The sequence below is a fragment of the Rhodovastum atsumiense genome (genome assembly GCF_937425535.1).
GTDB lineage: Bacteria > Pseudomonadota > Alphaproteobacteria > Acetobacterales > Acetobacteraceae > Rhodovastum > Rhodovastum atsumiense.
Genome location: NZ_OW485601.1, coordinates 1,210,427 through 1,233,892 on the forward strand (window position 1 = coordinate 1,210,427; position 23,466 = coordinate 1,233,892).

The window sequence follows — 23,466 nt, forward strand, 5'->3', positions numbered from 1 at the left end:
GGACGCCGGCGGAATGTTGCCGCCCTCCGTGCTGCTGGCGGTGCTGCTCGGCGGCGCGCTGCACGCGGCCTGGAACGTGGGCGTGCGGGCCGCGCGCGACCGGCGGCAGGAAACCGCCCTCGTGGTCGCGGGGGCGGCGGTGCTGTCCGCCGCCATGCTGCCGTTCCTGCCCCTGCCACAGGCGGGCGCATGGCCGTTCCTGGCGGTGTCGGCGGTCCTGAATGTCGGGTATTTCGCCCTGGTCGCGGCGGCGTACGATCGCGCAAGCGTGACCCTGGCCTATCCGCTGATGCGCGGGGCTGCGCCGGCGCTGACGGCACTGGCGGCATGGCTGCTGCTGGGCGAGGCGCTGCCACCGCTGGGATGGATTGGGGTGCTGGCGGTCTCCGCGGGCGTGCTGCTGATGGCCCGGGGGGCCGCCGCCGTCACCGAACACGCGGCGGTACGGCTCGCTTTGGCGAACGCGGCCATCATCGCCGCCTACACCCTGGCCGACGGCATGGGCGTCCGGCGCTCGGGCCATGCGCTGGCCTATACCTTGTGGCTGTTCCTGCTCGCCGCCGGCCCGAGCCTGGTGATGCTGCTGGGGCCGGTCGGCCTGCTGCGCTGGCGCCCCTCGCCGCGGGCGATGCTGCGGGCGCTCGGCGGCGGGGGCTGCACGATCGGCAGCTACGGCCTGGCGCTGTGGGCGATGACGCGGGCACCGATGGCCCCGGTAGCGGCGCTGCGGGAGACGGCGATGCTGTTCGGCCTGGTGCTGGCCCGGCTGGTGCTGGGCGAGCGGCCGGGCCGGCGGCGCTGGCTGGCCGCGGGCACGATCGCCGCCGGCGCGGCGTTGCTGCGTCTGGCCTGACACGCCCGAGCACCGGATGCCGGCCGCAGGCAAGGGAGGCGGTGGGCACGGCTGCCTTGCACCGAAGCCCGGTCGCGATGCCGATTTCGGGTTGCACGGACGGCCGCGAAACCCTAGGAAATGCGGACATCCACCGGATGGCGCGTCATCGTGCCGGCGTTTTCCTCGGAAGCGCGATCACGGTGGGCGTTGCGGGACGGGCTTGCCGCCGGGCCGTTCCTGTCCTACACGGCGGTCGCGGATGGGCGATTAGCTCAGCGGGAGAGCGCCCCCCTGACACGGGGGAGGTCAGTGGTTCAATCCCACTATCGCCCACCATCCTTCCCCTTCCCTCCTCCGACGCCTCGGTCACTGCAGCGCGCCCCAGCGTGGCACCGCAGGTTCCGCCAGCGCCCATTTCCAGCCCTGCTCCTGGCGACAGATCGTGGTGCTGAACCATGTCGGCGGCGTCGACGGGTCCGCGGCCGCCGCGAAGACGATTTCCCGGCAGGCCGCCAGCGGCGTCATGATCGCGCGTACCACCCGCACCTCGCCGTGCGCGCCGGCGAAGGGGATGCCCTGGTGTACTTGCCAGGGGCCGCTGCCTCCCTCCGGCAGGTCGGCGGCAGCCTGCGCGATCGCGTCCTGCTCGTCCCGGTGCCAGCGTCGGGAGCCGTATTTCAGCCCCACCCCCAGCGCCGCCCGGGTAGAGATGCCGACGATATAGCCCACCGCCGGATTGGCCGTCGCCGCCCCCGCCGCGCCGCCGCCGACCAGGGCCGAGATATCGGCAACCGTGTTGCAGCCGGCCAGCAGGAGCAGCAGGGCAGCCGGCCCGGCCAGCCTCACTGCAAGGCGCCCCAGCGCTCGGTCGCTGGTTCGGCGGTGGCCCAGCGCCAGGTCTCGCCGTCACGGCAGACCGTCGCCGTATAGAAAGCGCGGCTCGGCTTCGCCGCCGTGCCGCCATCGACCGAGAAGACGATCTCGCGGCAGGCGAAGCCGGGTCCGCCGAAATCCCGGGCGACCGTGACCTGGCCGCGTTCATCGTCCTCGATCGGGATATCGTGCGCGATCGACCAGACGCCGACATCCCCCGGCTTCAGGGCCCCCGCCGCCGTGGCAATCCGCTGCTGCGCGGCGGCATGCACCTTGCGCTGGACATATCCCAGGCCCGCATCGGCCACCGAGCGGACCCCCAGGCCGATCGCCGCGCCGAGCGTCGCGTCATCGGTCACCGCCCCGGCAATGCCCGCGCCGGCGATGCCCGCGGCATCCGCGGTACCTTCGGTCAGCAGCGCGCGACACCCCGGCAGGGCCATGCAGGCCAGCAACAGCAGGATGATCCCGCCCCGCATCATGCCGGAATGACGCGGGGCCGGCGCATCGGTTCCGGAGCTATTGCAGGAACGGGTTGCCGCGGCGTTCTTCCCCGAAGGTCGAGCCCTGGCCGTGGCCGCTGATGAAGGAAATGTCGTCGCCAAGCGGGAGCAGCTTTTCCCGGATCGAGGCGATCAGCGTCGCATGATCGCCATACGGGAAATCGGTGCGCCCGATCGAGCCGCGGAACAGCACATCGCCGACCAGGGCGACGCGCGCGGTCTTCTCGACATAGACCACGCTGCCGGGCGAGTGGCCGGGACAGTGCAGGACGTCGAAGCGCAGCGACCCGAATTCCACCACGTCCCCATCGGCCAGCCACCGGTCGGGCGTGACGTTGGCCATGCCGGTGAGGCCGAACATCTGCTGCTGCGTCTCGATCGATTCGAGCAGGGGGCGATCCGCCTCGTGCGGCCCCCAAATCTCGACGGGCGGCTTCTCGTCGGCACCCGGCTGCGCGGCCAGCGCACCCTTGAGCGCGGCCGCGCCACCGGCGTGGTCGAGATGGCCGTGGGTGAGCAGGATGCGCTCGACCTGCAGGCCTTGACCGGACAGCAGATCCAGGATGCGGCCGGGCTCCCCGCCCGGATCGAACACCACGGCGCGCCGCGACGCTTCCTCGAACAAAACGGTGCAGTTCTGCTGGAAGGCGGTGACCGGGACGATGGCGATGCGGAAGCCGGGCATGGGGGGATCCTTCGCTTGCGATCCCCCCTCTCCTAGCCGGCCGGCCTTGCTCTAGCCAGCGTCAAGCAAGTCCGCCACGGCATGCGCCATCACCTGGCAGCCGAGCACGATATCGGGCTCGGCCGTGTCCTCGGACCAGTGATGGCTGATGCCGCCGATCGAGGGAACGAACAGCATCCCCGCCGGCATCACCCGGGCGAGTTGCTGCGCGTCGTGCCCGGCGCCGCTCGGCATGCGCTGGTGCAGGGCGGGTGCCAGCCGCGTGGCCGCGCCTTCCAGCGCGTCCTGGAAGCGCGGCTCCATCACCTTGGGGATCGAGCGCGAGATCGTGTGCAGGACGGCGCGGCAGGGACCGGCATTGGCGTCGGCGACCAGCTCCTGCAGCCGGCGTTCCAACCGGGCCAGCACCTCGGGATCGGCGTCGCGGAACTGGAACAGCATCTCCGCGCCGCCGGGAATGATGCTGGCCGCCCCCGGATCGAGCGTGATGCGCCCGACCGTCCAGACCGAGCGGGGATCGCAGATCCCGGGAAAGTCACGCTCGATCGCGGCGGCCAGCCGCACCAGCGCCGCCCCGGCATCGCGACGGATCGCCATGCGGGTGGTGCCGGCATGGTTCTGCTGGCCTTCGAAGGTGACGCGGTATTGCCAGATGCCGACGATGCTGGTGACCACGCCGATGCGCAGTCCCTTCGCTTCCAGCTCGTCGCCCTGCTCGATATGCGCCTCGAGATAGCCGAGGTACCGTCCGGGTTCGACGGCAGCACGGGGACGGCCGGCAAGCCCGGCGGCGGCCAGCGCCTCGCGCAGCGGGATGCCGTCGTAGCGATTGCGCGCGGCATCGATGTCGGCCTCGGTGACGTCGCCGATGAAAGACCGGCTGCCGAGGAAGCTGCCGTAATGGCCTTCCTCGTCGGCCCAGGCGGCGACATCGACACCGCCGCCGAGGGCACGGGCGATCTCGAGGCCGATGATGACGCCGAGCGCGCCATCGAGCCAGCCGGCCTGCGGCTGCGTCTCGATATGGCTGCCGAGCAGCAGGCGTGGCCCGTCGCCGGACGCGCGGCCGATGACGTTGCCGATGCCGTCGATCTCCACGGCCAGTCCGGCTTCGCGCATCCGCCCGGCCAGCCAGTGCCGGGCTTCCATGTCCACGGGCGAGAAGGTCGGACGGTGCACGCCCGTGCGGTACGCCCCGAACGCCCGCAACCGGTGCAGATCCGCAAGCAGGCGGGCGCCGTCGATGGCTGGGGGAGAAAGGGGCATGGGGTCGCTCCGGAGAAATCAGGAGTGCGATGCTGCCCGCTCCCAGGTCACGCGTCGAGCCGGAGAAGCGGGGCGTTGCCCCGCGCCCCACCAGGGCTTCGCCCTGGACCGACCAAGGGCTTCGCCCTTGGAACCCGATACTCTGTGCCGCGCAGCGAGACTGGGATCCAAGGGCCTTGTGGCCCTTGGCGGGTCAAGGGCGGAGCCCTTGCCTTAAACGATCGTCGCCTCCACCGCGGCCCGCAGTTCCGGCGAGATCTCCGGTGCCACGCCGAACCATACCTCGAAGGCGGGGCGTGCCTGGTGCAGCAACATCCCGAGCCCGCCCACTGCCGGATTGCCGCGTGCCCGTGCCGCCGCCAGCAGGGGCGTCTGCAGCGGATTGTAGACGATGTCGCAGACCAGTGCCGATTGCGGCAGCTCATCGAGCCGCAGGTCGAGCGGTGCCTCGCCGATCATGCCAAGCTTCGTGGTGTTGACCAGCAGCGCAGCACCGGCAAGCGCGGCCTCGCGTTCATCCCAGTCCACCACGTGCACCGCGCCGCCGAACGCCGCCGCGAGTTCCTCGGCGCGCGCGCGGGTGCGGTTGAGCAGGCGCACTTCGGGTGCGCCGGAGTCAAGCAGGCTGACGACCACGCTGCGGGCGCCGCCCCCCGCGCCGAGCACCACCGCCGGGCCGGACTCGGCGCGCCAGTCCGCCTTGGCCTCGCGCAGGCTTTCGAGGAAACCGTACCCATCCTTGTTATAGCCGCTGAGCGAGCCGTCGGCTTCCACCACCACCAGATTGATCGCGCCCATGCGCCGGCCGACGGCATCGACGCGGTCGACGGCGCGCGCGGCCGCTTCCTTGTGCGGCAGGGTGACGTTGCAGCCGGCGAAGCCCAGCGCCGCGAGGCCACGCAACGCGGTCTCCACCTCGCCCGGCCGCACCGGCATCGGGATATAAGTACCAGCGATGCCGTACTGGCGCAGCCACCACTGGTGCAGCATCGGCGAACGGGACTGGTGCACCGGCCAGCCGATCAGGCCGGCGGCACGGAACGGCTTCGGATCGCTCATCGACCGTCCCCTCAGACCCGGCCGAGCGGCGGCAGCACTTCGGTGATCACCTGCCGCCCGTCCCGCACCTCGACCAGGTAGCTTTCGCGATCGAGATCGCCCTTGTCGTCATAGGCGACGTCCATCAGCAGGCCGGGATACTGGCTGGCGGAGAAACTGGCACCGTGCAGGGTTCGGGCGAAGCGTTGGCGATCGAAGCTGCCCACGCGCTCGGTCACCACCTTAATCAGTTGCACGCCGATATAGCCCTTGAGGCCGTTATGGTCGCTGGTGACGCCCCACGCCTCGCGGAACCGGGCACCGAAAGCCTGCACCAGCGGGCTTGGGGCATCCACGCTGAGCCCGACATGTCCTCTCACCCCATTCGCCGCCGGGCCGGCAAGGTCGAGCACGCGCTGGCCGACCAGAGTGGATTCGCCATAGACGGGCCGATCATAGCCGATCTTGCGCAGCGCGATCAGGAAGCGCGCGCTCTCTTCTTCATTAAGATAGACGAACAGCGCGTCGGCCGGCGCGCGGGCGGCGGTGACGACCGCGGCGGAATAGTCCATTTGGCCAGGATCAGTGGAGATGTCGGCCGCCACCTTGATGCCGCGCGCCTGCAGTTCCTTCACCATCGCGTCACGGCCACCCTTGCCGAGATCGTTGGCGATCCACACCACCGCCACCGACCGCACACCGGATTTCTGCAGGTGAGCGGCGAGCTTGGGCATCGCCACGGCCTGGTTGAACGAGGTGCGGAACAGGTAGCGCGCGCCCTGCTGCGTCAGCATCGCCGCCTCGCCGGCGACGAAGGTCGGAATCTCCGCTTCCTCGATCAGCGGGAGGGTGACGTTGATGCTGCCCGAATAGACCGGGCCGAGCATCGCATAGGGTTCCTGGTCCACCGCGCGCATCGCCACCGCCTTGGCGATCTGCGGCTGGCTCTGGTTGTCCTGCGTGGTCAGCGCGATCCGGCGCCCGAGGATGCCGCCTGCCGCATTGATCTCCCGCACCGCGAGATCCACCCCGCGCTGGAACATGCTGCCGGAGGCGACGCCGACACCCGAAAGCTCGATGTTCAGGAACAGCTTCACCTCGTCCGCCGCCGCCGCGCGGCGCCCCGCGGCACCTGCCGCGAAGGCACTGCCCAGCACCAGCATGGTCCTGCGCTCGATCATGGCCTGCCTCCTTCTGGCCACGCCCGCAGGCGTGGCTTTTATCGCAATTGCGATGCTTCGCACGGACACCGCGCGAAGCCAACGAGGTCAGCCGGCGCCGACGGCCCGGCCGAGGAAGACGCGGTTGAGGTCGGGATCATCCAGCAGCGCCGCGGCGGGGCTGTCCAGCACCACGCGCCCACCTTCCAGCAGCAGCACCCGGTCGGCGATGGCCAGGGCGCTGCGCACGTTCTGCTCGACCATCAGCACGGTGGTGCCGGCATCGGCGAGGCTGCGCAGCAGGCGGAACACGTCGCGACTGACGATCGGCGACAGCCCGATCGACGGCTCGTCGATCAGCAGCACCTCGGGCCGCAGCAGCAGGGCGCGCGCGATTTCGAGCTGCTTCTGCTCGCCCCCGGACAACGTGGAAGCCTGGTTGCGGATCCGCTCGGCGAAACCGGGGAAGCGGGCGAGCGCCTCGGCGCAGCGCTCGGCCCGCAGCGCCCGCGGCAATGTCACCGCGCCGAGTTCCAGGTTGTGCGCCACGCTGAGCGAAGGGAACAGGTTGCGCCCCTGCGGGACGAAGGCGATGCCACGGCGCAGCAGCGCGGCCGGGGACAGGCCGCCCACCTCCTCGTCCTGGAAAAGGATGCGGCCCGCGCTCGGCTTCACCAGGCCGAAGAAGGTCTTCAGCACCGTCGACTTGCCGGCGCCGTTGGGCCCGATCAGCAGGGTGATCTCGCCCGCGCGCACCGTGGCGCTCAGGTGGTCGAGGATGGTGAGCGCGCCATAGCCGGCCGAGACATCCTCGAAGCGGATCAGGTCAGGCGCCAAGATAGGCCTCCAGCACCGCCCGGTCGGACTGCACCTGCGCCGGGCTGCCATCGGCGAGCAGACGGCCCTGGGCGAGGCAGATCACCCGCTCGCACAGGGTCATTACGAAATCCATGTTGTGCTCGATCAGCACGAAGCTGGCGCGATGCTCACGGTTGAGCCGGCGCAACAGATCGGCCAGTTGCGCGATCAGCGTCGGGTTGACGCCGGCGCAGGGCTCGTCGAGCAGCACCAGCCGCGGCGCCGGCATGAACGCCATGGCGATGTCGACCAGCTTCTGCTGGCCATAGGACAACGTGCCGGCCGGGCGGTGGGCGACATGGCCGAGGCGGAACAGCTCGATCATTTCCTCTGCCCGCGCCGCGAGCCCGGCATCGGGCCGGGCGAACAGGCGCCGGCCGGGAGAGCCCGCGAATTCCTGCGCCGCGGCGATCAGGTTGTCGCGGACCGAGAGGCTGGCGAAGACCTGCAGGGTCTGGAAGGTCCGGCCGATGCCCAGCCGCGCCAGCCGCACCGGCCCGAACCCGGTGACGTCGCGGCCATCGAACAGCACCTGCCCCGCGCTCGGCCGCACCTGGCCGAGAATGGCGTTGAACAGCGTGGTCTTGCCGCTGCCGTTGGGACCGATCACGCCCAGGATCTCGCCCGGGGCGACGGTGAAGCTGACGCCGTCGACGGCGCGGATGGCGCCGTAGTTCCGGCGCAGGTCGCGCACGGCCAGCAACGCGCTCATCGGCGCGCCCCACGGGTGAAGCGTCCGGGCAGCGACAGCAGCCCGCCCGGCAGCCAGATCATCATGGCCACGACCAGGAAGCCGAACAGGGCAAGGTACCAGTCGGCGGCAAAGCGCAGCCACTCCGGCAGCAGCACGACCACCACGGCTCCGAGCGCCGGACCGAAGAAGCGGCCCTGCCCGCCCACCACCACCATCAGCAGCATGGCGAGCGAATTGGCCAGCCCGAACGGCGTGGGATCGATGAAGCGGACCATCGAGGCGAAGAAGGCGCCGGCCACGCCGCCGCAGGCCGCACCGATGGCGAAGGCCATCAGCGTGTAGAAGGTGGTGTCGATGCCCACGCTCTCGGCGCGGATCGGATTGTCGCGCAGGGCGGCGAAGGCACGGCCCCAGGGCGAGCGCAGCAGCAGCGCCATCAGCCCGGCCACCACCAGCAGCGCGACCAGCGTGACGTGGTAGAAATCGAGCGCGGTGGTGAAGCGCCAGCCCAGCAGCGTCGGGCGGGGAATGTTGTTGAGGCCGAGGCTGCCGCCGGTCAGCCAGTCCTCGTTGCGCGCCAGCAGGAACACCAGCACGTTGAAGCCGAGCGTGGCGAAGGCGAGATAATGGTGCCGCACCCGCAGCGCCGGGAAGCCCAGGGCCAGGCCGACCCCGAAGCAGATCAGCGCGGAGACCGGCAAGGCGGCGAAGAACGCCACCCCGGCCTGCAGCAGCAGGGCATTGGCATAGGCGCCGATGCCGAGGAAGGCGGCCTGCGCCAGCGAGATCTGGCCGGCATAGCCGACCGTCAGGTTCAGCCCCAGCCCGGCGATCGTCCAGACGCACCAACTTGTCAGCAGATAGATGCCGTACTGCTTCAACCCGTAGGGCAGCAGCCACAACGCCACGATTGCGGCGGCCAGCGCCGCCCAGCGCCAGCGCGTCATACCCGGCGTTCCTCCGCGGTACCCAGCAAACCCTGCGGGCGGAACAGGATCACCGCCAGGAACAGGGCCAGCGCCACGCCGTCCTTGTAGCCGGGAGAGATGTACGCGCCGACCAGGTTCTCCAGCACCCCCACCAGCACGCCGCCGAGCAGCGCGCCACGGCTCTGGTTGAAGCCGCCGATGATGGCGGCATAGAACGCCTTCAGCCCCAGCGTGTCGCCCATGTCGAACTTGGCGAGACTGGTCGGGGCGATCAGCAGCGCGCTGGTCGCGGCGAGCAGCGCGGTGACAAGGAAGGCATAGAGCACCATGCGCTCGACATTGATGCCGAGCACCGCGGCGGCGTCGCGGTTCTGCGCCACCGCCTGCATCGACCGTCCGGTGAGGGTGCGCGAGAGGAATAGCTGCAGCGCCAGCACCACGCCCCCGGCCACCAGCAGCGTGCCCAGTTCCGCCACCGACAGCTTCGCCCCGCCGATCGAGAGCAGCGTGTCCGGAAAGATCGAGGGAAAGGTGAACACGTCGGCGGAATAGCCGGCCCGCACCGTCTGTTTCAGCGCGGTCGACAAACCGAGCGTGGCGATCACCAGCGGAACGACCCCGTGGCGGATCAGCGGATCAGCCACCGCCTTCTTGAAGCCCCAGCCCAGCACCAGCATCGATGCAATGCAGGTCAGCAGGAATGCCGGTGCCAAGGGCAGGTCGAGGGTGCGGAGGCAGAACAGCATCAGGAAGGCCGGAAGCATGACCATTTCGCCGAGCGCGAAATTGATCGTTCCGGAAGCCTGCCAGAGCAGGGTGAAAGCCAGCGCCGCCAGCGCGTAGCATGCTCCGGTTGCCGTGCCGGAGACGACGAGTTGCAGGAAGTCGGTCACGTTTGCCTGTCGTTTCCCGAGGCTGCGACCGTATAGGTACGCCGTCGCGACGGGTCAACTTGCCGCGAGGGTCACGCGCCGGCGACCCTGCCGCGCGCCTTGAACGGCTTGTGCAACATCTTCGCCCGGCTGGCGGACAGGCGCCGGCATCGGTAGGTTGCAGCCGCCCGTAGGACGACAGGGAGGAAACAAGTCATGAACGACCTCGACACAGCCTTGCTGCGCCGTCGCGTCGACCAGCTGGTTCGTCCCTGGGAAGCACCGGGATCGCCGGGGGTCGCGGTCGGCGTGCTGTACGAAGGCGAACTGGCGGTGCATCGCTGCGCCGGGCTCGCCAGCCTGGAACTGGAGGTTCCGGTCGGCCCCGCGACAACGTTCCGCATCGCCTCGGTCAGCAAGCACTTCACCTGTGCCGCCGTGCTGATGCTGGCACAGGAAGGCCGGCTCGACATCGACCAGGAAGCGCGCCACTACCTGCCGGAACTGCCGGATTTCGCCGCGCGCATCACGCTCGCCCACCTGATGCACAATGTCAGCGGCATCCGCGACATGCTGGAGATCATGCGCCAGGGCGGCACCGATCTCGACATGCCGGTCACGCCCGAGGAACTGCTGGCCGGCATCTGCCGCCAGCGCACGCTGAACTTCGCCCCCGGCAGCCGCTATCTCTACAGCAACACCGGCTTCCTCCTGCTCGGGATGATCGTCGAGCGGGTCGCCGGCGAAAGCCTGGGATCGTTCCTCGAACGCCGGATCTTCGCGCCACTCGGTATGAACCGCACGCGGCTGACGCCAAGCCTGCAGGATCCGGCGCCGGGCCTGGCCACCGGCTACCTGCCACGCCAGGGCGGCGGCTTCGTGCGCGCGGCGCATGCCTTCCCGCTCGGCGGCGAAGGCGGGCTGGTATCCTGCGTCGAGGACCTGGCGCTGTGGGACCGCAACTTCACCACCCATCGCGTCGGCGGCCCGGAGCTGGAGACCGCGCTGACGCGGCAGATCGAGTTCAGCGGCGGCGGCGTGAATCCCTATGCCCGCGGCCTGCTGGTGCGCCACCATCGCGGCGTGCGCACGGTCGGTCATGGCGGGCTGTGGCCGGGCTACCGCACCGAATATCTGCGCGCACCCGAGCGCGAGGTCACGGTGATCTGCGTGACCAACCAGGGGGCCTCGGATCCGTATCATCTCGCGCATGACGTGCTGGACGCGGTGCTCGACGGCATGCCCGAGGTGCATCCGGTGCACGCCCTGCCGCCGCGCCCCGCGCTGGAAGAACTGGTCGGGCGCTGGGTCGACCGCGACAACGCCGCCACCGTCGATATCAGCCTCGACGCGGCGGGGCACCCGATGGGCAGCACCCATGGCGTGCCGTTCCGCCTCCGCGCGACCGAGGATGGCCGGCTGGAAGCCAGCCGCGCCGCCCGCGACTTCACCTGCGCGCTGGCCGCCGACGGCGCGCTGGCGGTGGAACTGGATGCCGGGGTGCGTGCCACCTATTGCCGCGCCGTGCCGCCGCCCACGCTGCCGGAGGGGCTCGCCGGCAGCTACGCCAATGCCGAGATCGGCGCCACCTGGACCATCACCGAGACGGGCACCGGCACGGGCCGGAGCGCGGAGCTGCGGGTCAGCGGCCCGCTGGCCAGCCGCCGCGGTCCCTGGCTGGTGGAACCCGTCGATGGCGACATCATCCGCATCTGGATGCCCGGCCTGCTGTTCCGGATGTGGCTGGATGTGCGCGTGCTGCGCGCCGGCGGGCGGGTCAGCGGATTGTGCGTGGCCGGCAACCGTGCGCGACGGCTGTGCTATCCGCGGCAGGAGGATGGGGCGCGGGCCTGATCGCGCCCCCCTGCCGATGCCGCCGGATCAACCGAAGAAGCGTTCGAAGGCTGCCAGCACCGCTTCCGGCGCTTCCTCGGCGAGATAGTGGCCCGCGGGCACCGGCTCGCCGGCCACCGCGCCGGTGCCGTAGCCGCGCCAGATCGCCAGCGGATCGTACCACTGGCCGATTTTGCCGTGGTCGCCCCACAGCACCAGCAGCGGGCAGCGGATCCGGATGCCGGCGGTGCGGCTGGCGCGGTCGTGCTCGAGGTCGATCGTGGCGGCGGCCCGATAGTCCTCGCACATGCCGCGGATCATCGCGGGATCGTGGATCGCCGCCATGTAGTCGGCCAGCGCCTCGGGGGCGAAGAAGCCGTCTTGCTTCGGTTCGCGGCTGGTATGATGGCGCCACCACAGTTCGGGGTCGCGGCTGATCAGATCCTCGGGGAAGGGAGCGGGCTGGGCGAGCCAGAACCAGTGATAGTAGCCCAGCGCGAAGTCCATGTTGGCGCGCTCGAAATGCTCGAGCGTCGGCACGATGTCGAGCACTGCCAGTTTCTCGACGCGATCGGCGTGGTCGAGCGCGAGCCGGTGCGCGACCCGGGCCCCGCGATCATGCCCGGCCAGCAGGAAACGGTCATGCCCGAGCGCCTGCATCAGCGCGACCATGTCCGCGGCCATGGCCCGCTTGGCGTAGGGCGCATGGTCAGGGGTCGCCGGCGGCCTGAAACTGCCGCCATAGCCACGCAGGTCCGGGCAGACCACGCTGAAGCGCCGCGCCAGCACCGGTGCCACCTTGTGCCACATGGCGTGGGTCTGCGGATTGCCGTGCAGCAGCAGCAGCGGCGGACCGGACCCGCCATGGCGCACCCGGATACGGCCGCCATCAACGGGACTCTCGGTCAGCGTGAACCCTTCGAAAAACATTCGTCCTCCCCGGTCGTGCGAACATAGGCCAGGACGTCACGTCACTGCGGGCCTCGGCGGCATGGCCAGGATGACGCAGGCCCTCCGGCGCCGTTGCACCGACCGGACATTCAATCCGGAAGGACGACGGCCACACCAACCATGCACGCAGAGATCATGGCGCGTGACAAGCGTTACCTGATCGCCCTTCGCGATAGTCCCGCACCGGACCGGGAAGCCGGCTATCCTTGCGTGCTGGCCGTGGGACCCACGTGCAGAAACGCCTCCATCACGGCCGCGAACCCGGTCGGATTGTCCGCATGGACCCAGTGCCCCGCCGCCTTGACGGCCAGGAAGCGGGCAGCCGGGAACAGCGCGCGGATCGCCGGGCGGTGCTCCGGGCGGATGTAGTCGGAACGCGCGCCCGAGACGAACAGGGCCGGCCCCGGATAGGACAAGCCCTCGGCGGGCGGCCAGTCCTCGATCCCGGACAGGGCAACGGTGATCGCGGCGAGGTCGATGCGCCAAGCGGGGGTCACACCGAAGCGCAGGTTCTGCAGCAGGAAGGCGCGCACGCCCGGTGCCTCCACCACGGCGGCGAGCGCCGCGTCGGCCTCGGCACGGCTCAGGCCCGGACGCAACGGAATCGCCGCCATCGCCTCGGCATAGGAACGGAAGGCCGGCGGATAGCGCACCGGCGCGATGTCGGAGACCAGCAGGCGCGAAATCGCCTCCGGCGCCTGCAGCGCCGTCCGCATCGCCACCTTGCCGCCCATGGAATGCCCGGCCAGGGTGCAGGGCAACGCGTCGCGCGCCCGCAGCGTCTCCAGCACGTCGGCCGCCATCTCGGCATAGGACATGCCGGGCGCATGCGGGCTGGCACCATGGTTGCGCAGGTCGAGCGCGATCACCCGCGCCTTCGCCGCCAGCAGGCGCTGCACCGTGCCAAAATTCGCGGCCTGCCCGAACAGGCCGTGCAGCAGCACCAGCGGCGGTCCCTCGCCGGACTCGGCGGCGTGCAGGATCATGCGGCGACGGTCAGCATGATCTTGCCGATATGGGCACTGCTCTCCATCAGCGCATGCGCCGCCGCCGCCTCGGCCAGCGGGAAGACCTGGTGGATCACCGGGCCGCATTGCCCGGCTTCCAGCAGCGGCCAGACGCGTTCGCGCAGTGCCGCCGCGATCGCCCCCTTCTGCGCGGTGCTGCGCGGGCGCATGGTCGATCCGGTCACGGTCAGCCGCCGCGTCATGATCGGCATCAGGTCCAGCGCCTCAAGCTTCGAGCCGCCGAGGAAGGCGATGATCACCAGCCGCCCGTCGGTGGCGAGGCAGCGCAGGTTGCGCGGGAAATAGCTGGCACCGACCATGTCGAGCACCACGTCCACGCCCCGCCTGTCGGTCAGGCGCTGGATCTCCGCCAGGAAGTCGGCGCTGCGGTAATTGATGCCGACGGCACCGAGCCGCTCGCAGGCGGCGACCTTCTCGTCCGAGCCGGCAGTGGCATAGACGGTAGCGCCGAAGGCGCGGGCGAGCTGGATCGCGGTCACGCCGATGCCCGAGGTGCCGCCATGCACCAGCAGCGATTCCCCGGGCGCCAGCCGGCCCAGCATGAACACGTTGGCCCAGACGGTGAAATAGGTTTCCGGCAGGGCGGCGGCGCGCAGCGCGTCGAACCCGGCGGGCCAGGGCAGCGTCTGCGCGGCCGGCGCCGTGCAGTACTCGGCATAGCCGCCGCCATTGGCAAGCGCGCAGACCCGGTCGCCCGGGCGGTACTGCGTCACTTCGGCACCGGTGGCGACCACCTCGCCGGCGATCTCCAGGCCGAGGATCGGGCTCGCGCCGGGGGGCGGCGGATAGGCGCCGCGGCGTTGCTGCACGTCGGGACGGTTGACGCCGGCCGCCATCACCCGGATCAGCACCTCGTCGGCCCTGGGCTGCGGCACCGGGCCGGTGGCCGGGCGCAGCACCTCCGGTCCGCCCGATCCGGCGGCCTCGATGAAGGTCATGGTGGCAGGGACAGGCATGCGGACGCCTCCATCAGCGATGCGGCCGAAGCTTCGCCGCCGGGGCGCCCCCGTCAAGGCATGTGCGTCAAGGCGTGTGCGTCAAGGCATGGAGGGACAGGCCACCGCGACGGCGACATCCGGCAGCGGCGCGGCCAGCACGGCCCGGTCGCGGCCGTCATGCTTGGCCTGGTAGAGCGCCCGGTCGGCCGCACCGAGCGCCCCGACCAGCGCCATCTCAGGCGCGGCGGCCACGTCCACCCCGGCGATGCCCGCGCTGGCGGTAATCACGCCTCCCACACCGGCAGGATGCGCCACCTCGGCCCGTACACGCTCGCGCAGCCGTTCGACGATGGCCGCCGCCTGGGCCGCATCGCTGCCCGCGAGCAGCAGCGCGAATTCCTCGCCGCCGGTGCGCGCCAGCAGATCGCCCGCGCGCAGCCCGCTCGCGAGCACGGCGGCGAAGCGGCACAGCACCCGGTCGCCCGCGTCATGGCCATGCCGGTCATTGATCGCCTTGAAGCGATCGAGGTCGAACGTCACCACCGTGGCGGCACCGCCCAGGCGACGCTGCCGGATCAGCTCGACCACGCTGCGCGTCATCAGGCCACGGCGATTGAGCACGCCCGTGAGCGGATCCGTCATCGCCAGTTCCGCCAGTTCCGCCTCGGCCCGGTCGCGGGCGCGCCAGGCGCGTACCAGCAGGAAGCCCCAGAACGGCAGCAGGAAGTCGAAGCAGGACAGCCACATCCAACTGTTCAGGGCGACCGGCGTGGACGGCAGCAACCGCACCGTGTCGAGTGCGTCATGGATCGACATGCCGGCGGCGATCCCGAGGATCGTGCTGCCGGACAAAGCCACCCCGACCGGCCGACCCTGCCGCCGTATCCGCAGCACATAGGCCAGCGTGGTGCCGGCCGCCAGCACCGCCAGGGCCGCCACCACGAAGCGCGTCGCCAGATAGGCAAGATCCTCGTCGAGCATGCCGACCTCAATCAGTTGCATGACAAATTGCAATCATCGGACTGCAACCGCAACGAGCTTGTGCGGGGGGTCCCGCCACCTTCATGCGTCATCCGGCCTCCGCCCGATATGGCGGCGCGGGGCCGGCTCGGCTTAGATCGCCGGATGCGTTCGCTGCGCTCCCGCCTCGCCTTGCTCTGGGCCCTGTCGCTCGCCGCCTCGCTGGCGGTCGGCGCCATGCTGGTCTCGCTGTACCGCGCCTCGGCGATGGCCCAGGCGGCGCGGGCCGAGGCGGTGGCGACGCGGATCTGCGACGTGATCGACGACCGCTGGGGTTTCTACGCCGCGGGCTGGGCCGGACCGGCGCCTCCGGAAGGGGATGCCTCGTTCCGGCACGATCTCTCCGCCCTGCTCGCCGGGGCGGTGCCGCTCAGCCCGGCGCTCGAGGCCGGCATCTGGCGGGAGGGCGAAGGCATGCTGGCGCGCCGTGGCACGGCCCTGGGCCCGCCGGATGCCGCGGTGCTCGCCACGGTCGGTGAAGCCGTGAGCGAGGAGCGTCAGGCCCTGCGCCGGCAGGACAGCCTGCTCGGCCCGGTCGGGATCGCGGCCTGCCCGCTGGCCGGGCCGGTGGCGAACCTGGTGGCCTATGTCGCCGTCACGGTGCCGGAGGCCGAAGGGCCGCGGGTGCTGCAGGCGGGGCTGGCGGTCCTGCTCGCGCTGATGCTGGCGATGGCGGCGCTGATCACCTGGCTGCAACGGACCTGGGCGCGGCATGTGCGCGGCATCGCGGCGGCGCTGGCCGCGCCGGAAAGCGGCGAGCTGCCGCGGCTCGCCCCCACCGGCGAACGCGAGCTGGACCGCATCGTCGCCGCCCTCGATCTCGCCCGGACGCGGCTGGCCGAGGCGCGGCAGCGCTCGGAGGAACTGGCGGCGCGGGTGGCGTTGTCGGAGCGGCTGGCGGCGCTGGGACGCGTGGCGGCGGGGGTGGCACACGAGATCCGCAACCCGATCGCGGCGATGCGGCTGAAGGCGGAGAACGCGCTGGCGGGCGACGAGGCGCGCCGACGGGCGGCGCTGGAGGCGATCCTGGCGCAGATCGCCCGGCTCGACCGGCTGATCGGGGAATTGCTGGCCATGACGCAGCGGCGCACGCCAGCGCCGGAAGCAGTGGACCTGCCCGGGTTCCTGGCGGCCTGCGCGGCCGATCACCCGCGGGTGGCGGCGATGGCGCCGGCCGGGACACGGGCGGTGCTCGACCCGGCGCTGACGCGGCGGGCGCTCGATTCGCTGCTGGCGAATGCGCGGCAGCTTTCGCCCGCGGGGGCCACGGTGCGGTTGCACGGGGAGGTGAGCGGAAGGATGACGCGGATCACGGTTGCCGATGACGGACCGGGCGTGCCGGCGGCGCTGCGGGCCACCCTGTTCGAACCCTTCGTCACCGGGCGCGCCGACGGCACCGGGCTCGGGCTCGCGATCGCCCGCGAGCTGGCCGAGGCGCAAGGTGGCACGCTGCTCCTGGCCGATCCGGGCGGCGAGGGGCGCGGCGCCACCTTCCTGCTGGAACTGCCCGCCCCGGAACCGCACACCCTGGAACCGTCATGTCCCGCATCCTGATCATCGACGACGACGACGCCCTGCGCGAAAGCATCGCCGAGACGCTTGGCGATCTCGGCCACGAGCCGGAGCAGGCGGCGGACGGGATGGCAGGGCTTGACCGCATCCGGGCGGGCGGGATCGACGCGGTGCTGCTCGACCTGCGCATGCCCGGGCTCGACGGCATCGAGGTGCTGCGCCGCATCCGGGCCCTGCCCGCCCCCCCGGCGGTCGCCGTGCTGACGGCGGTGCCGACCGCAGCCAACACCATCGAGGCCATGCGGCTGGGGGCGGTGGACCATCTCGCCAAGCCGGTGGGCCGCGCCGACCTGGCCGGGCTGGTCGCGCGCATGCTGCCGCCCCCTGCCCCGGCGCGGCCGGCCCCGCCGCCGGCGGAGGCCGACGAGCTGGTGGGCTCCTCGGCGCCGATGCGGGAGGTGCAGAAGGCGATCGGGCGGCTCGCCGACAGCGAGGCGACGGTGCTGATCACCGGCGAGACCGGCACCGGCAAGGAAGTGGTCGCGCGCGCCATCCACCGGCACGGGCGGCGCTCCGGGCGGGCCTTCGTCGCGCTCAACTGCGCCGCCATCCCGGCCACGTTGCTGGAAAGCCAGTTGTTCGGCCATGCCCGCGGCGCCTTCACCGGCGCCACCGCCGACCGCGCCGGCAGCTTCCGCGACGCCGATGGCGGCACGCTGTTCCTCGACGAGATCGGCGACATGGACCTGGCGATGCAGGCCAAGCTGCTGCGCGTGCTGCAGGACCGGGTGGTGGTGCCGGTGGGCGGGCGGCCCGTGCCGGTCGATGTGCGCATCCTGGCGGCGACGCATCGCGACCTGAGGACGATGGTGGCCAAGGGATCGTTCCGCGAGGACCTGTTCTACCGCATCGGCGTGGTGCCGGTGCAACTGCCGCCGCTGCGCGAACGGCTCTCCGACATCCTGCCGCTCGCCGAGCATTTCCTCGCCCTCGCCGGATCGGCGAAGCGGCTCTCGGCGGAGGCGGCCGCCCGGCTGCTGGCCTATCCCTGGCCGGGCAACGTGCGCGAGTTGCGCAACGCCATCGAGCGGGCCGCCGTGCTGGCCCCGCTGCCGGTGCTGACCGCCGCCGATTTCGGCTTCCTCGACGGCACCGAGGCCGCCGCCCCCGACTGGCTGGCCGGCGACCTGCCGGGCGCGGTGGCCAGGCTGGAAGCGGAGATGATCCGGCGGGCACTGGCCTCCTGCGGCGGCAACCGTGCCGAGGCAGCGCGGCGGCTGGGGATCCATCGCCAGTTGCTGTACGAAAAGATGCGGCGCCTCGGGCTGGATCCGTCCGGAATACGGACAGATGGCGTCGGAACTCCGGACGGAACGCCTGCCGAAACCGAAGAAAAATATAGATAAATCAATATATTATGCGTTGGCACGCGGGTTGCGGTGAGGCATGCAACGGGCCATCCTGGCCCCGACGGAGAAGACGATGCCGAAGCTGAGAACAACGTTGCTCGCGGCCAGCCTGCTGATCGCCGCCACCAGCGCGGGGGCCTGGGCACAGCGAGGGCCAGTGTACGATCCGGCGCAATTGCCCGCGGTGAAAGGCAAGGTGGCGCAGTATCTGCTCGGGCCGCGCGGCGACGTGAACGGGTTCCTGCTGGCCGACGGCACCGAAGTGCATGTAGCGCCCCGCCTCTCCGACGCGCTGGTGTTCACGGTCAAGCCCGGCGATGCGGTGACCATCCACGGCCTGAAGGCCAAGGCCGTGCCGATGATCATGGCCGGCTCGGTCACGAACGACGCGACCGGCACCACGGTCGAGGGCTGGCGTAGCCCGCACGGCACCACCCCCATCGAGGTGGAAGGCCAGGTGAAGGCGCAGTTGCACACGCCGCGCGGCGACGTGGACGGCGTGCTGCTCGAGAACGGCGCGATCGTGCGCCTGCCGCCGCCGGAAGCGCAGCGCCTGACGGCATTGCTGGAGCCGGGCAAGACGCTGTTCGCCCGCGGCGTCGGCGGCACCACCCCGCTCGGGACGGTGGTCTCCGCCCAGGCGATCGGCGCGGACAAGGAGCATACCCAGCCGGTCGCCGGGCCGCGTCCCGGTCCCGGCCCGCATGACCGCCCGCATGGCCCGATGATGGGCGGACCTGGCGGCCCGGGGCCGATGGGCCCGGCCGATGCGCCGCCCCCGCCGCGGCCGTGAGCCTCTGACCGCGGCACGCCGGATCGGCCCCCCTCCGTCCGGAGCGTTCTGACCGCACACGGTCAGTCGGGAAACGTTCCGGAACGGCAGGCGCCCTGGGGAATCCTGCCCCCCAGGGCGCCCCTGCCTCAGCAGGCGGCGTTGCGGCGTGGCGGGTCCATGCCGAAGACCGGCCGCAGACGGATCCCCACCGCGCTGCCCGCGATCGCCAGGGCGATCCACAGCCAGCCATGCAGGCTGCCGGAAGCAATGCCGCTGAAGAAGGCGCCGATGTTGCAGCCATAGGCGAGCCGCGCGCCGTACCCCATCAGCAGCCCGCCGATCACCGAGGCCAGCAGGTGGCGGGCGGGAATGCGCAGGCTCGGCGCGAACCGGCCGGCCAGGCCCGCCGCGAGCAGCGCCCCCAGCATGATGCCGAAATCCATCACCGACGTGACGTCCGCCAGCACCGGGCGCGACAACGCCCGCTGATAGGCCGGCTCGGCCCAGGATCCCCAGTGCGACACGTCGAGACCGAGCGGTGCCAGCAGCTTCGCCCCCCAGATGCCGAAGGCCGAGGTAATGCCCCAGGGCTTGCCGGCAACAGCCAGGGTGGCGAAGTTCAGCAGCGCCAGCGCGATGCCACCGAGCAGGATCGGCCAGGGCCCGACCAGGAAGCGGCGCGCCGACATGGTCCCGCCGATCGGTGCGACGGTTCCATGGCGGCGATATTCCGCAGCCTGCACCAGCAGGAACAGGGCGGCGAACACGGCGAGATTGACGGCCAGCGCCACCGGCCAGCCGAACGCGCTCACCAGGGAAACCGCCGGCAATCCGGGCAAAGCCTGCCACCAGCCGATATGCGCGACGCCGACCACCGAGCCCAGGATGAAGAAGGCGAGCGTGACCACCATGCGCAGGTTGCCGCCCCCCACCGTGAACAGGGTCCCGGACGCACAGCCCGCACCGAGTTGCATGCCCACGCCGAACAGGAAGGCGCCGATCACGACCGAGGGGCCGAGCGGCGCCACGTTGCCGATGACGGGCTGACCGAACAGGCTGCCCTGCGCGAGCACGGGGAAGAACAGCAGCGTCGCCAGCGCCAGCATGACGAACTGCGCGCGCAATCCGGCGCTGCGACGCTCGGCGAGAAAGCCGCGATAGGCCGAGGTGAAGCCGAACGAGGCATGGTACAGCGCCATGCCGAGCAGGCCACCGATCAGCAGCAAGGCGACCATGCGCGGCGTCGCGACCTGGGCGATGGCCAGGGACAGGGCGGCGAAGCCGAGGACCGCCGCCGCGGCGACGAGTGGCTGGGCCGAGGGGATCGCGAGGATCCGGGAGGGAAAGACACTGCCTGACATGCGCTGCTCCGTGTTCGAGAGCGGCACATGAGGCCGGCCGGGAATTAATTCAACGAATTGGCTATGTAATACAATTTTTGTGCGTGGAATTCCTGCCCGGCGGAATCCGCCGGGCTGTCCGCCCCCCTATCCGTGCCGGGCCTGAACGGCGATGCGCATGGGATGCACCTCGATCTTCTGCCAGACCTTGCCGGTGACATAGGGATCGGTGGCGAGCCAGTGATCCAGTTCCTCCCGGCTGGCGACGTCGAGGATGCAGACCGAGCCGATCATCCCCCCCGCCTCGTCGACGATCGCACCGCCGATCTTGAGCCGGCCGGCCTCGACCATCGGCGCGACATTGTCGAGATGCGCCGGACGCGCGGCCAACCGGCGCGCCGGCGCCCCGGCATCGGTGCCGTCCCAGGCAATGACGACGTATTGCGGCATCGCATCAACCTCCCGCCACGCCCCGGTGGCAACGTGGAATGACAGACATTCGCACGGTGTCGGGCCGTGCAACAGAGCCGATCCCGGGGACAGGCCTCAGTCGCCCCGCAACGGCCCGATCGCACGCAGCGCCTGCCGGAGCGCGAGTAACCTGCGATCGCGATCGCGCAACAGTTCCGCCGGCGTCCGGCCGCCCCAGTCGAAATAGCCGCGGCCGGACATCACGCCGGTGCGGCCCTGCTCCACCAGCAGGTCGAGCGTTTCGCTGCGCCCGCGGGCCGGCGGCGGCGCGTAGGTGCCGTTGGCGAGCGCGGCCCGGGCCAGCACCAGCCCGGTGAAGTCGGTCTTGGCGAGATGGCCGAGCACGGGCATGCGCAGGGCGAGGCCGTGGATGATCGCATCGTCGATCTCGCTCGGCGTGGCGTAGCCCTCGTCGAGCAGGTGGTTCACTTCCAGCGCGATCGCCGACTGGATGCGGTTGGCGATGTAGCCGGGAATGAAGCGCCGCATCACCACCGGCACCTTGCCCATGGCGGCGACGAGGTCGCGAACCGTGGCGACCACGGCGGGGTCGGTGCCGTCGCCGCCGACGATGTCGCAGAGATCCACCAGATAGGGCGGCGTGTACCAGTGCGCGATCAGCGTGCGCGGCAGCCGCCGCCGCGGCACCAACGGGAAGATGTCGAGATAGCTGGTGTTGCTCGCGATGATGGCGTCATCGCGCGCGGCCAGGTCGATTTCGGCGAACAGCTCGCGCTTGGCTTCGGGTTTTTCGACGATCGCCTCGACGATCAGCTCCGCGCCGGAGACCGCCTCCGCGAGCGTCGGGCAGCGCGTGACCACCGCATGCAGCCGCGCGGCGGTCCAGGCCGCATCCACCTCCCCGGCCTCGCGCAGCGTCGCCAGCGCGGCTTCCATCAGCGCCCCGGCCCGGGCCAGCACCTCGGCACTGGTATCGGTGAGGCGGACGGCATGGCCGCCCAGCGCGAAGACAAGGGCAAGGGCGTGGCCCATATGGCCCGCCCCGATCACGGCGACCTGCATGCACGTTTCTCCCCTGGACATGCCCGTTCCGGGCGGTTTGACCGCAGTTTGGCGATGCGGAAGATGCGACGTCAACTGCCTCGCCCCATGGCCCAACAACACAGTCCAGGAATCCACGACATGGCGCTTCCCCCCATCCTGCAGGGCCTGCCGCTGCCGGTGATCGGCTCGCCGATGTTCATCGTCTCCGGCCCGGAACTGGTGATCGCGCAATGCAAGGCCGGCATCGTCGGCAGCTTCCCCGCCCTGAACGCGCGCCCACCGGAGATGCTGGACGAATGGCTGCGCCGCATCACCGGCGAACTGGCCGAGCACGACGCGAAATATCCGGACCGCAAGGCCGCGCCCTTCGCGGTGAACCAGATCGTGCACCGCTCCAATGCGCGGCTGCAGCAGGACCTAGAGATCTGCGTCGCGCACCGCGTGCCGATCATGATCACCTCGCTCGGCGCCCGCGAGGAGGTGTACCAGGCCGCGCATTCCTATGGCGGCATCGTGCTGCACGACGTCATCAGCGACCGCTTCGCCCGCAAGGCGATCGAGAAAGGCGCGGACGGGCTGATCGCGGTGGCCGCCGGCGCCGGTGGCCATGCCGGCACCACCTCGCCCTTCGCGCTGGTGCAGGAAATCCGGGACTGGTTCGACGGGCCGCTGGTGCTGGCCGGCGCCATCGCCACCGGCGGGGCGGTGCTGGCGGCCCAGGCGTTGGGGGCCGACCTCGCCTATGTCGGATCGGCCTTCATCGCCACCACCGAGGCGCGGGCCGTGGACGCCTACAAGCAGATGGTCGTGGCGGGCAACGCGGCGGATATCGTCTACACTGACCTGATCACCGGCGTACACGGCAACTACCTGAAGCCGAGCCTGATCCAGGCCGGACTCGACCCCGACACCCTGCCGGGATCGGACCCGTCGCGGATGGATTTCGGCGCGGCGAAGGCCTGGAAGGACATCTGGGGCTCGGGCCAGGGCATCGGTGCCATCAAGGCGGTCGTGCCGGCGGCGGAACTGGTGGCACGGCTGCGGCGCGAATACGCGGCGGCCCGGCTGCGCTTGGCGCCCTGATCGGATTTCTGGCACGCTGCCGTTACGAGTTTGCTGCGTGTCTGCCCGGATGGCGACGACGTTGACCAGGCTGCCGAATCAGCGGCTATGGTCGGCGCGGGGCCGGTTCACGACCGGCCCCGCAGTCCCAATCCTGAAGGCCCCATCATGCGTATTCTCATGGCTGGCATCTTCGCCAGCGCCATGCTCGCCTTTGCGACCCATGCCACGCCGGCGGCCGCCGCGGCGCGCGCGCCCGTCGCCGCCGCCACGATCGAAGCGGCAACGACCGGCACGGAAACAGCCATCGAGCAGGCGCGCTGGCACCGCCCGCATCACCGCCATCACCCGCGGCATCGTCGCCATTACTGAAAGGACGCAGCGAGGCCAGAGCGGCCGCCCTGGCCTC

At 70.9% G+C, this 23,466-nt stretch carries 24 protein-coding genes and 1 tRNA gene; 8 read left to right on the forward strand and 17 right to left on the reverse strand.

The window, feature by feature from the left end; genetic code table 11:
* Positions 1-13: 13 nt before the first annotated feature.
* Together NBY65_RS05330 and NBY65_RS05335 are read left to right on the forward strand one after the other, a co-directional pair.
* Positions 14-853 (forward strand): EamA family transporter, encoded by an 840-nt coding sequence (locus NBY65_RS05330; RefSeq protein ID WP_239002612.1) that lies wholly within the window; start codon positions 14-16, stop codon positions 851-853.
* Between the two features lie 243 nt (positions 854-1,096).
* Positions 1,097-1,171: transfer RNA gene (locus NBY65_RS05335), tRNA-Val, on the forward strand.
* Positions 1,172-1,201: 30 nt separating this feature from the next.
* Here NBY65_RS05335 and NBY65_RS05340 read toward each other — a convergent pair.
* From NBY65_RS05340 to NBY65_RS05385, 10 genes are all read right to left on the reverse strand, one after another.
* Complete coding sequence (locus NBY65_RS05340; protein ID WP_150038546.1) at positions 1,202-1,681, reverse strand: hypothetical protein; 480 nt, start codon at positions 1,679-1,681, stop codon at positions 1,202-1,204.
* Positions 1,678-2,190, reverse strand: a complete 513-nt coding sequence (locus tag NBY65_RS05345) for a hypothetical protein (RefSeq protein ID WP_150038544.1) — start codon at positions 2,188-2,190, stop codon at positions 1,678-1,680. Before NBY65_RS05345 ends, NBY65_RS05340 begins: the two co-directional genes overlap by 4 nt.
* Positions 2,191-2,227: 37 nt before the next feature.
* Positions 2,228-2,896 carry an MBL fold metallo-hydrolase gene (locus NBY65_RS05350; protein ID WP_150038542.1) on the reverse strand — a complete coding sequence of 223 codons (669 nt, stop codon included), beginning with the start codon at positions 2,894-2,896 and terminating at the stop codon, positions 2,228-2,230.
* A 51-nt stretch (positions 2,897-2,947) separates the two neighbouring features.
* Positions 2,948-4,162 carry a Zn-dependent hydrolase gene (locus NBY65_RS05355; protein ID WP_150038540.1) on the reverse strand — a complete coding sequence of 405 codons (1,215 nt, stop codon included), beginning with the start codon at positions 4,160-4,162 and terminating at the stop codon, positions 2,948-2,950.
* A 213-nt stretch (positions 4,163-4,375) separates the two neighbouring features.
* Positions 4,376-5,221 carry a shikimate dehydrogenase gene (locus NBY65_RS05360; RefSeq protein ID WP_150038538.1) on the reverse strand — a complete coding sequence of 282 codons (846 nt, stop codon included), beginning with the start codon at positions 5,219-5,221 and terminating at the stop codon, positions 4,376-4,378.
* Between the two features lie 11 nt (positions 5,222-5,232).
* Positions 5,233-6,381: an ABC transporter substrate-binding protein gene (locus NBY65_RS05365; protein ID WP_150038537.1), complete on the reverse strand. Its 1,149-nt coding sequence runs from the start codon at positions 6,379-6,381 to the stop codon at positions 5,233-5,235.
* Between the two features lie 87 nt (positions 6,382-6,468).
* Positions 6,469-7,197 (reverse strand): ABC transporter ATP-binding protein, encoded by a 729-nt coding sequence (locus NBY65_RS05370; RefSeq protein ID WP_203330333.1) that lies wholly within the window; start codon positions 7,195-7,197, stop codon positions 6,469-6,471.
* Positions 7,187-7,930 carry an ABC transporter ATP-binding protein gene (locus NBY65_RS05375; RefSeq protein ID WP_150038532.1) on the reverse strand — a complete coding sequence of 248 codons (744 nt, stop codon included), beginning with the start codon at positions 7,928-7,930 and terminating at the stop codon, positions 7,187-7,189. Before NBY65_RS05375 ends, NBY65_RS05370 begins: the two co-directional genes overlap by 11 nt.
* Positions 7,927-8,859, reverse strand: a complete 933-nt coding sequence (locus NBY65_RS05380) for a branched-chain amino acid ABC transporter permease (protein WP_150038530.1) — start codon at positions 8,857-8,859, stop codon at positions 7,927-7,929. The genes NBY65_RS05375 and NBY65_RS05380 overlap by 4 nt, the downstream gene beginning before the upstream one ends.
* Positions 8,856-9,734, reverse strand: a complete 879-nt coding sequence (locus NBY65_RS05385) for a branched-chain amino acid ABC transporter permease (RefSeq protein ID WP_150038528.1) — start codon at positions 9,732-9,734, stop codon at positions 8,856-8,858. The genes NBY65_RS05380 and NBY65_RS05385 overlap by 4 nt, the downstream gene beginning before the upstream one ends.
* 195 nt (positions 9,735-9,929) lie before the next feature.
* Here NBY65_RS05385 and NBY65_RS05390 point away from each other — a divergent pair, with 195 nt between their 5' ends.
* On the forward strand, positions 9,930-11,567 hold the full coding sequence (locus NBY65_RS05390) for a serine hydrolase domain-containing protein (RefSeq protein WP_150038526.1): 1,638 nt from the start codon (positions 9,930-9,932) through the stop codon (positions 11,565-11,567).
* Between the two features lie 27 nt (positions 11,568-11,594).
* On the opposite strand, the gene NBY65_RS05395 is transcribed toward NBY65_RS05390, so the two are convergent.
* The 4 genes from NBY65_RS05395 to NBY65_RS05410 form a co-directional block, all read right to left on the reverse strand.
* A complete protein-coding gene (locus NBY65_RS05395; RefSeq protein ID WP_150038524.1) occupies positions 11,595-12,476 on the reverse strand; it encodes an alpha/beta fold hydrolase in 882 nt (293 codons plus the stop codon).
* Positions 12,477-12,697: 221 nt separating this feature from the next.
* Positions 12,698-13,483, reverse strand: a complete 786-nt coding sequence (locus tag NBY65_RS05400; RefSeq protein WP_150038522.1) for an alpha/beta fold hydrolase — start codon at positions 13,481-13,483, stop codon at positions 12,698-12,700.
* A complete protein-coding gene (locus NBY65_RS05405) occupies positions 13,480-14,481 on the reverse strand; it encodes an NAD(P)H-quinone oxidoreductase (RefSeq protein ID WP_150038520.1) in 1,002 nt (333 codons plus the stop codon). Before NBY65_RS05405 ends, NBY65_RS05400 begins: the two co-directional genes overlap by 4 nt.
* An 81-nt stretch (positions 14,482-14,562) precedes the next feature.
* Positions 14,563-15,465, reverse strand: coding sequence for a GGDEF domain-containing protein (locus NBY65_RS05410; protein ID WP_150038518.1), 903 nt, complete (start codon positions 15,463-15,465; stop codon positions 14,563-14,565).
* A 123-nt stretch (positions 15,466-15,588) separates the two neighbouring features.
* On the opposite strand from NBY65_RS05410, the gene NBY65_RS05415 reads away from it, so the two are divergent.
* The 3 genes from NBY65_RS05415 (at position 15,589) to NBY65_RS05425 (ending at position 19,197) form a co-directional block, all read left to right on the forward strand.
* Positions 15,589-17,037 (forward strand): sensor histidine kinase, encoded by a 1,449-nt coding sequence (locus NBY65_RS05415; RefSeq protein WP_150038516.1) that lies wholly within the window; start codon positions 15,589-15,591, stop codon positions 17,035-17,037.
* Entirely contained in the window at positions 17,022-18,401 is a 1,380-nt protein-coding gene (locus NBY65_RS05420) for a sigma-54-dependent transcriptional regulator (RefSeq protein WP_150038514.1), read from the forward strand. The genes NBY65_RS05415 and NBY65_RS05420 overlap by 16 nt, the downstream gene beginning before the upstream one ends.
* A gap of 76 nt (positions 18,402-18,477) precedes the next feature.
* A complete protein-coding gene (locus NBY65_RS05425; RefSeq protein ID WP_162530332.1) occupies positions 18,478-19,197 on the forward strand; it encodes a hypothetical protein in 720 nt (239 codons plus the stop codon).
* 128 nt (positions 19,198-19,325) lie between these two features.
* Here NBY65_RS05425 and NBY65_RS05430 read toward each other — a convergent pair whose 3' ends face one another.
* The 3 genes from NBY65_RS05430 to NBY65_RS05440 all read right to left on the reverse strand — a co-directional run bounded on the left by NBY65_RS05430 (position 19,326) and on the right by NBY65_RS05440 (position 22,013).
* On the reverse strand, positions 19,326-20,540 hold the full coding sequence (locus tag NBY65_RS05430) for a YeeE/YedE family protein (protein ID WP_150038512.1): 1,215 nt from the start codon (positions 20,538-20,540) through the stop codon (positions 19,326-19,328).
* A gap of 126 nt (positions 20,541-20,666) precedes the next feature.
* Positions 20,667-20,969 carry a YciI family protein gene (locus NBY65_RS05435; protein ID WP_150038510.1) on the reverse strand — a complete coding sequence of 101 codons (303 nt, stop codon included), beginning with the start codon at positions 20,967-20,969 and terminating at the stop codon, positions 20,667-20,669.
* Between the two features lie 96 nt (positions 20,970-21,065).
* Positions 21,066-22,013 carry a 3-hydroxyacyl-CoA dehydrogenase family protein gene (locus NBY65_RS05440; protein WP_150038508.1) on the reverse strand — a complete coding sequence of 316 codons (948 nt, stop codon included), beginning with the start codon at positions 22,011-22,013 and terminating at the stop codon, positions 21,066-21,068.
* Between the two features lie 120 nt (positions 22,014-22,133).
* Here NBY65_RS05440 and NBY65_RS05445 point away from each other — a divergent pair, with 120 nt between their 5' ends.
* Both NBY65_RS05445 and NBY65_RS05450 read left to right on the forward strand, forming a co-directional pair.
* On the forward strand, positions 22,134-23,078 hold the full coding sequence (locus NBY65_RS05445; protein WP_150038506.1) for an NAD(P)H-dependent flavin oxidoreductase: 945 nt from the start codon (positions 22,134-22,136) through the stop codon (positions 23,076-23,078).
* Between the two features lie 147 nt (positions 23,079-23,225).
* Positions 23,226-23,429 (forward strand): hypothetical protein, encoded by a 204-nt coding sequence (locus NBY65_RS05450; RefSeq protein WP_150038504.1) that lies wholly within the window; start codon positions 23,226-23,228, stop codon positions 23,427-23,429.
* Positions 23,430-23,466 lie beyond the last annotated feature (37 nt).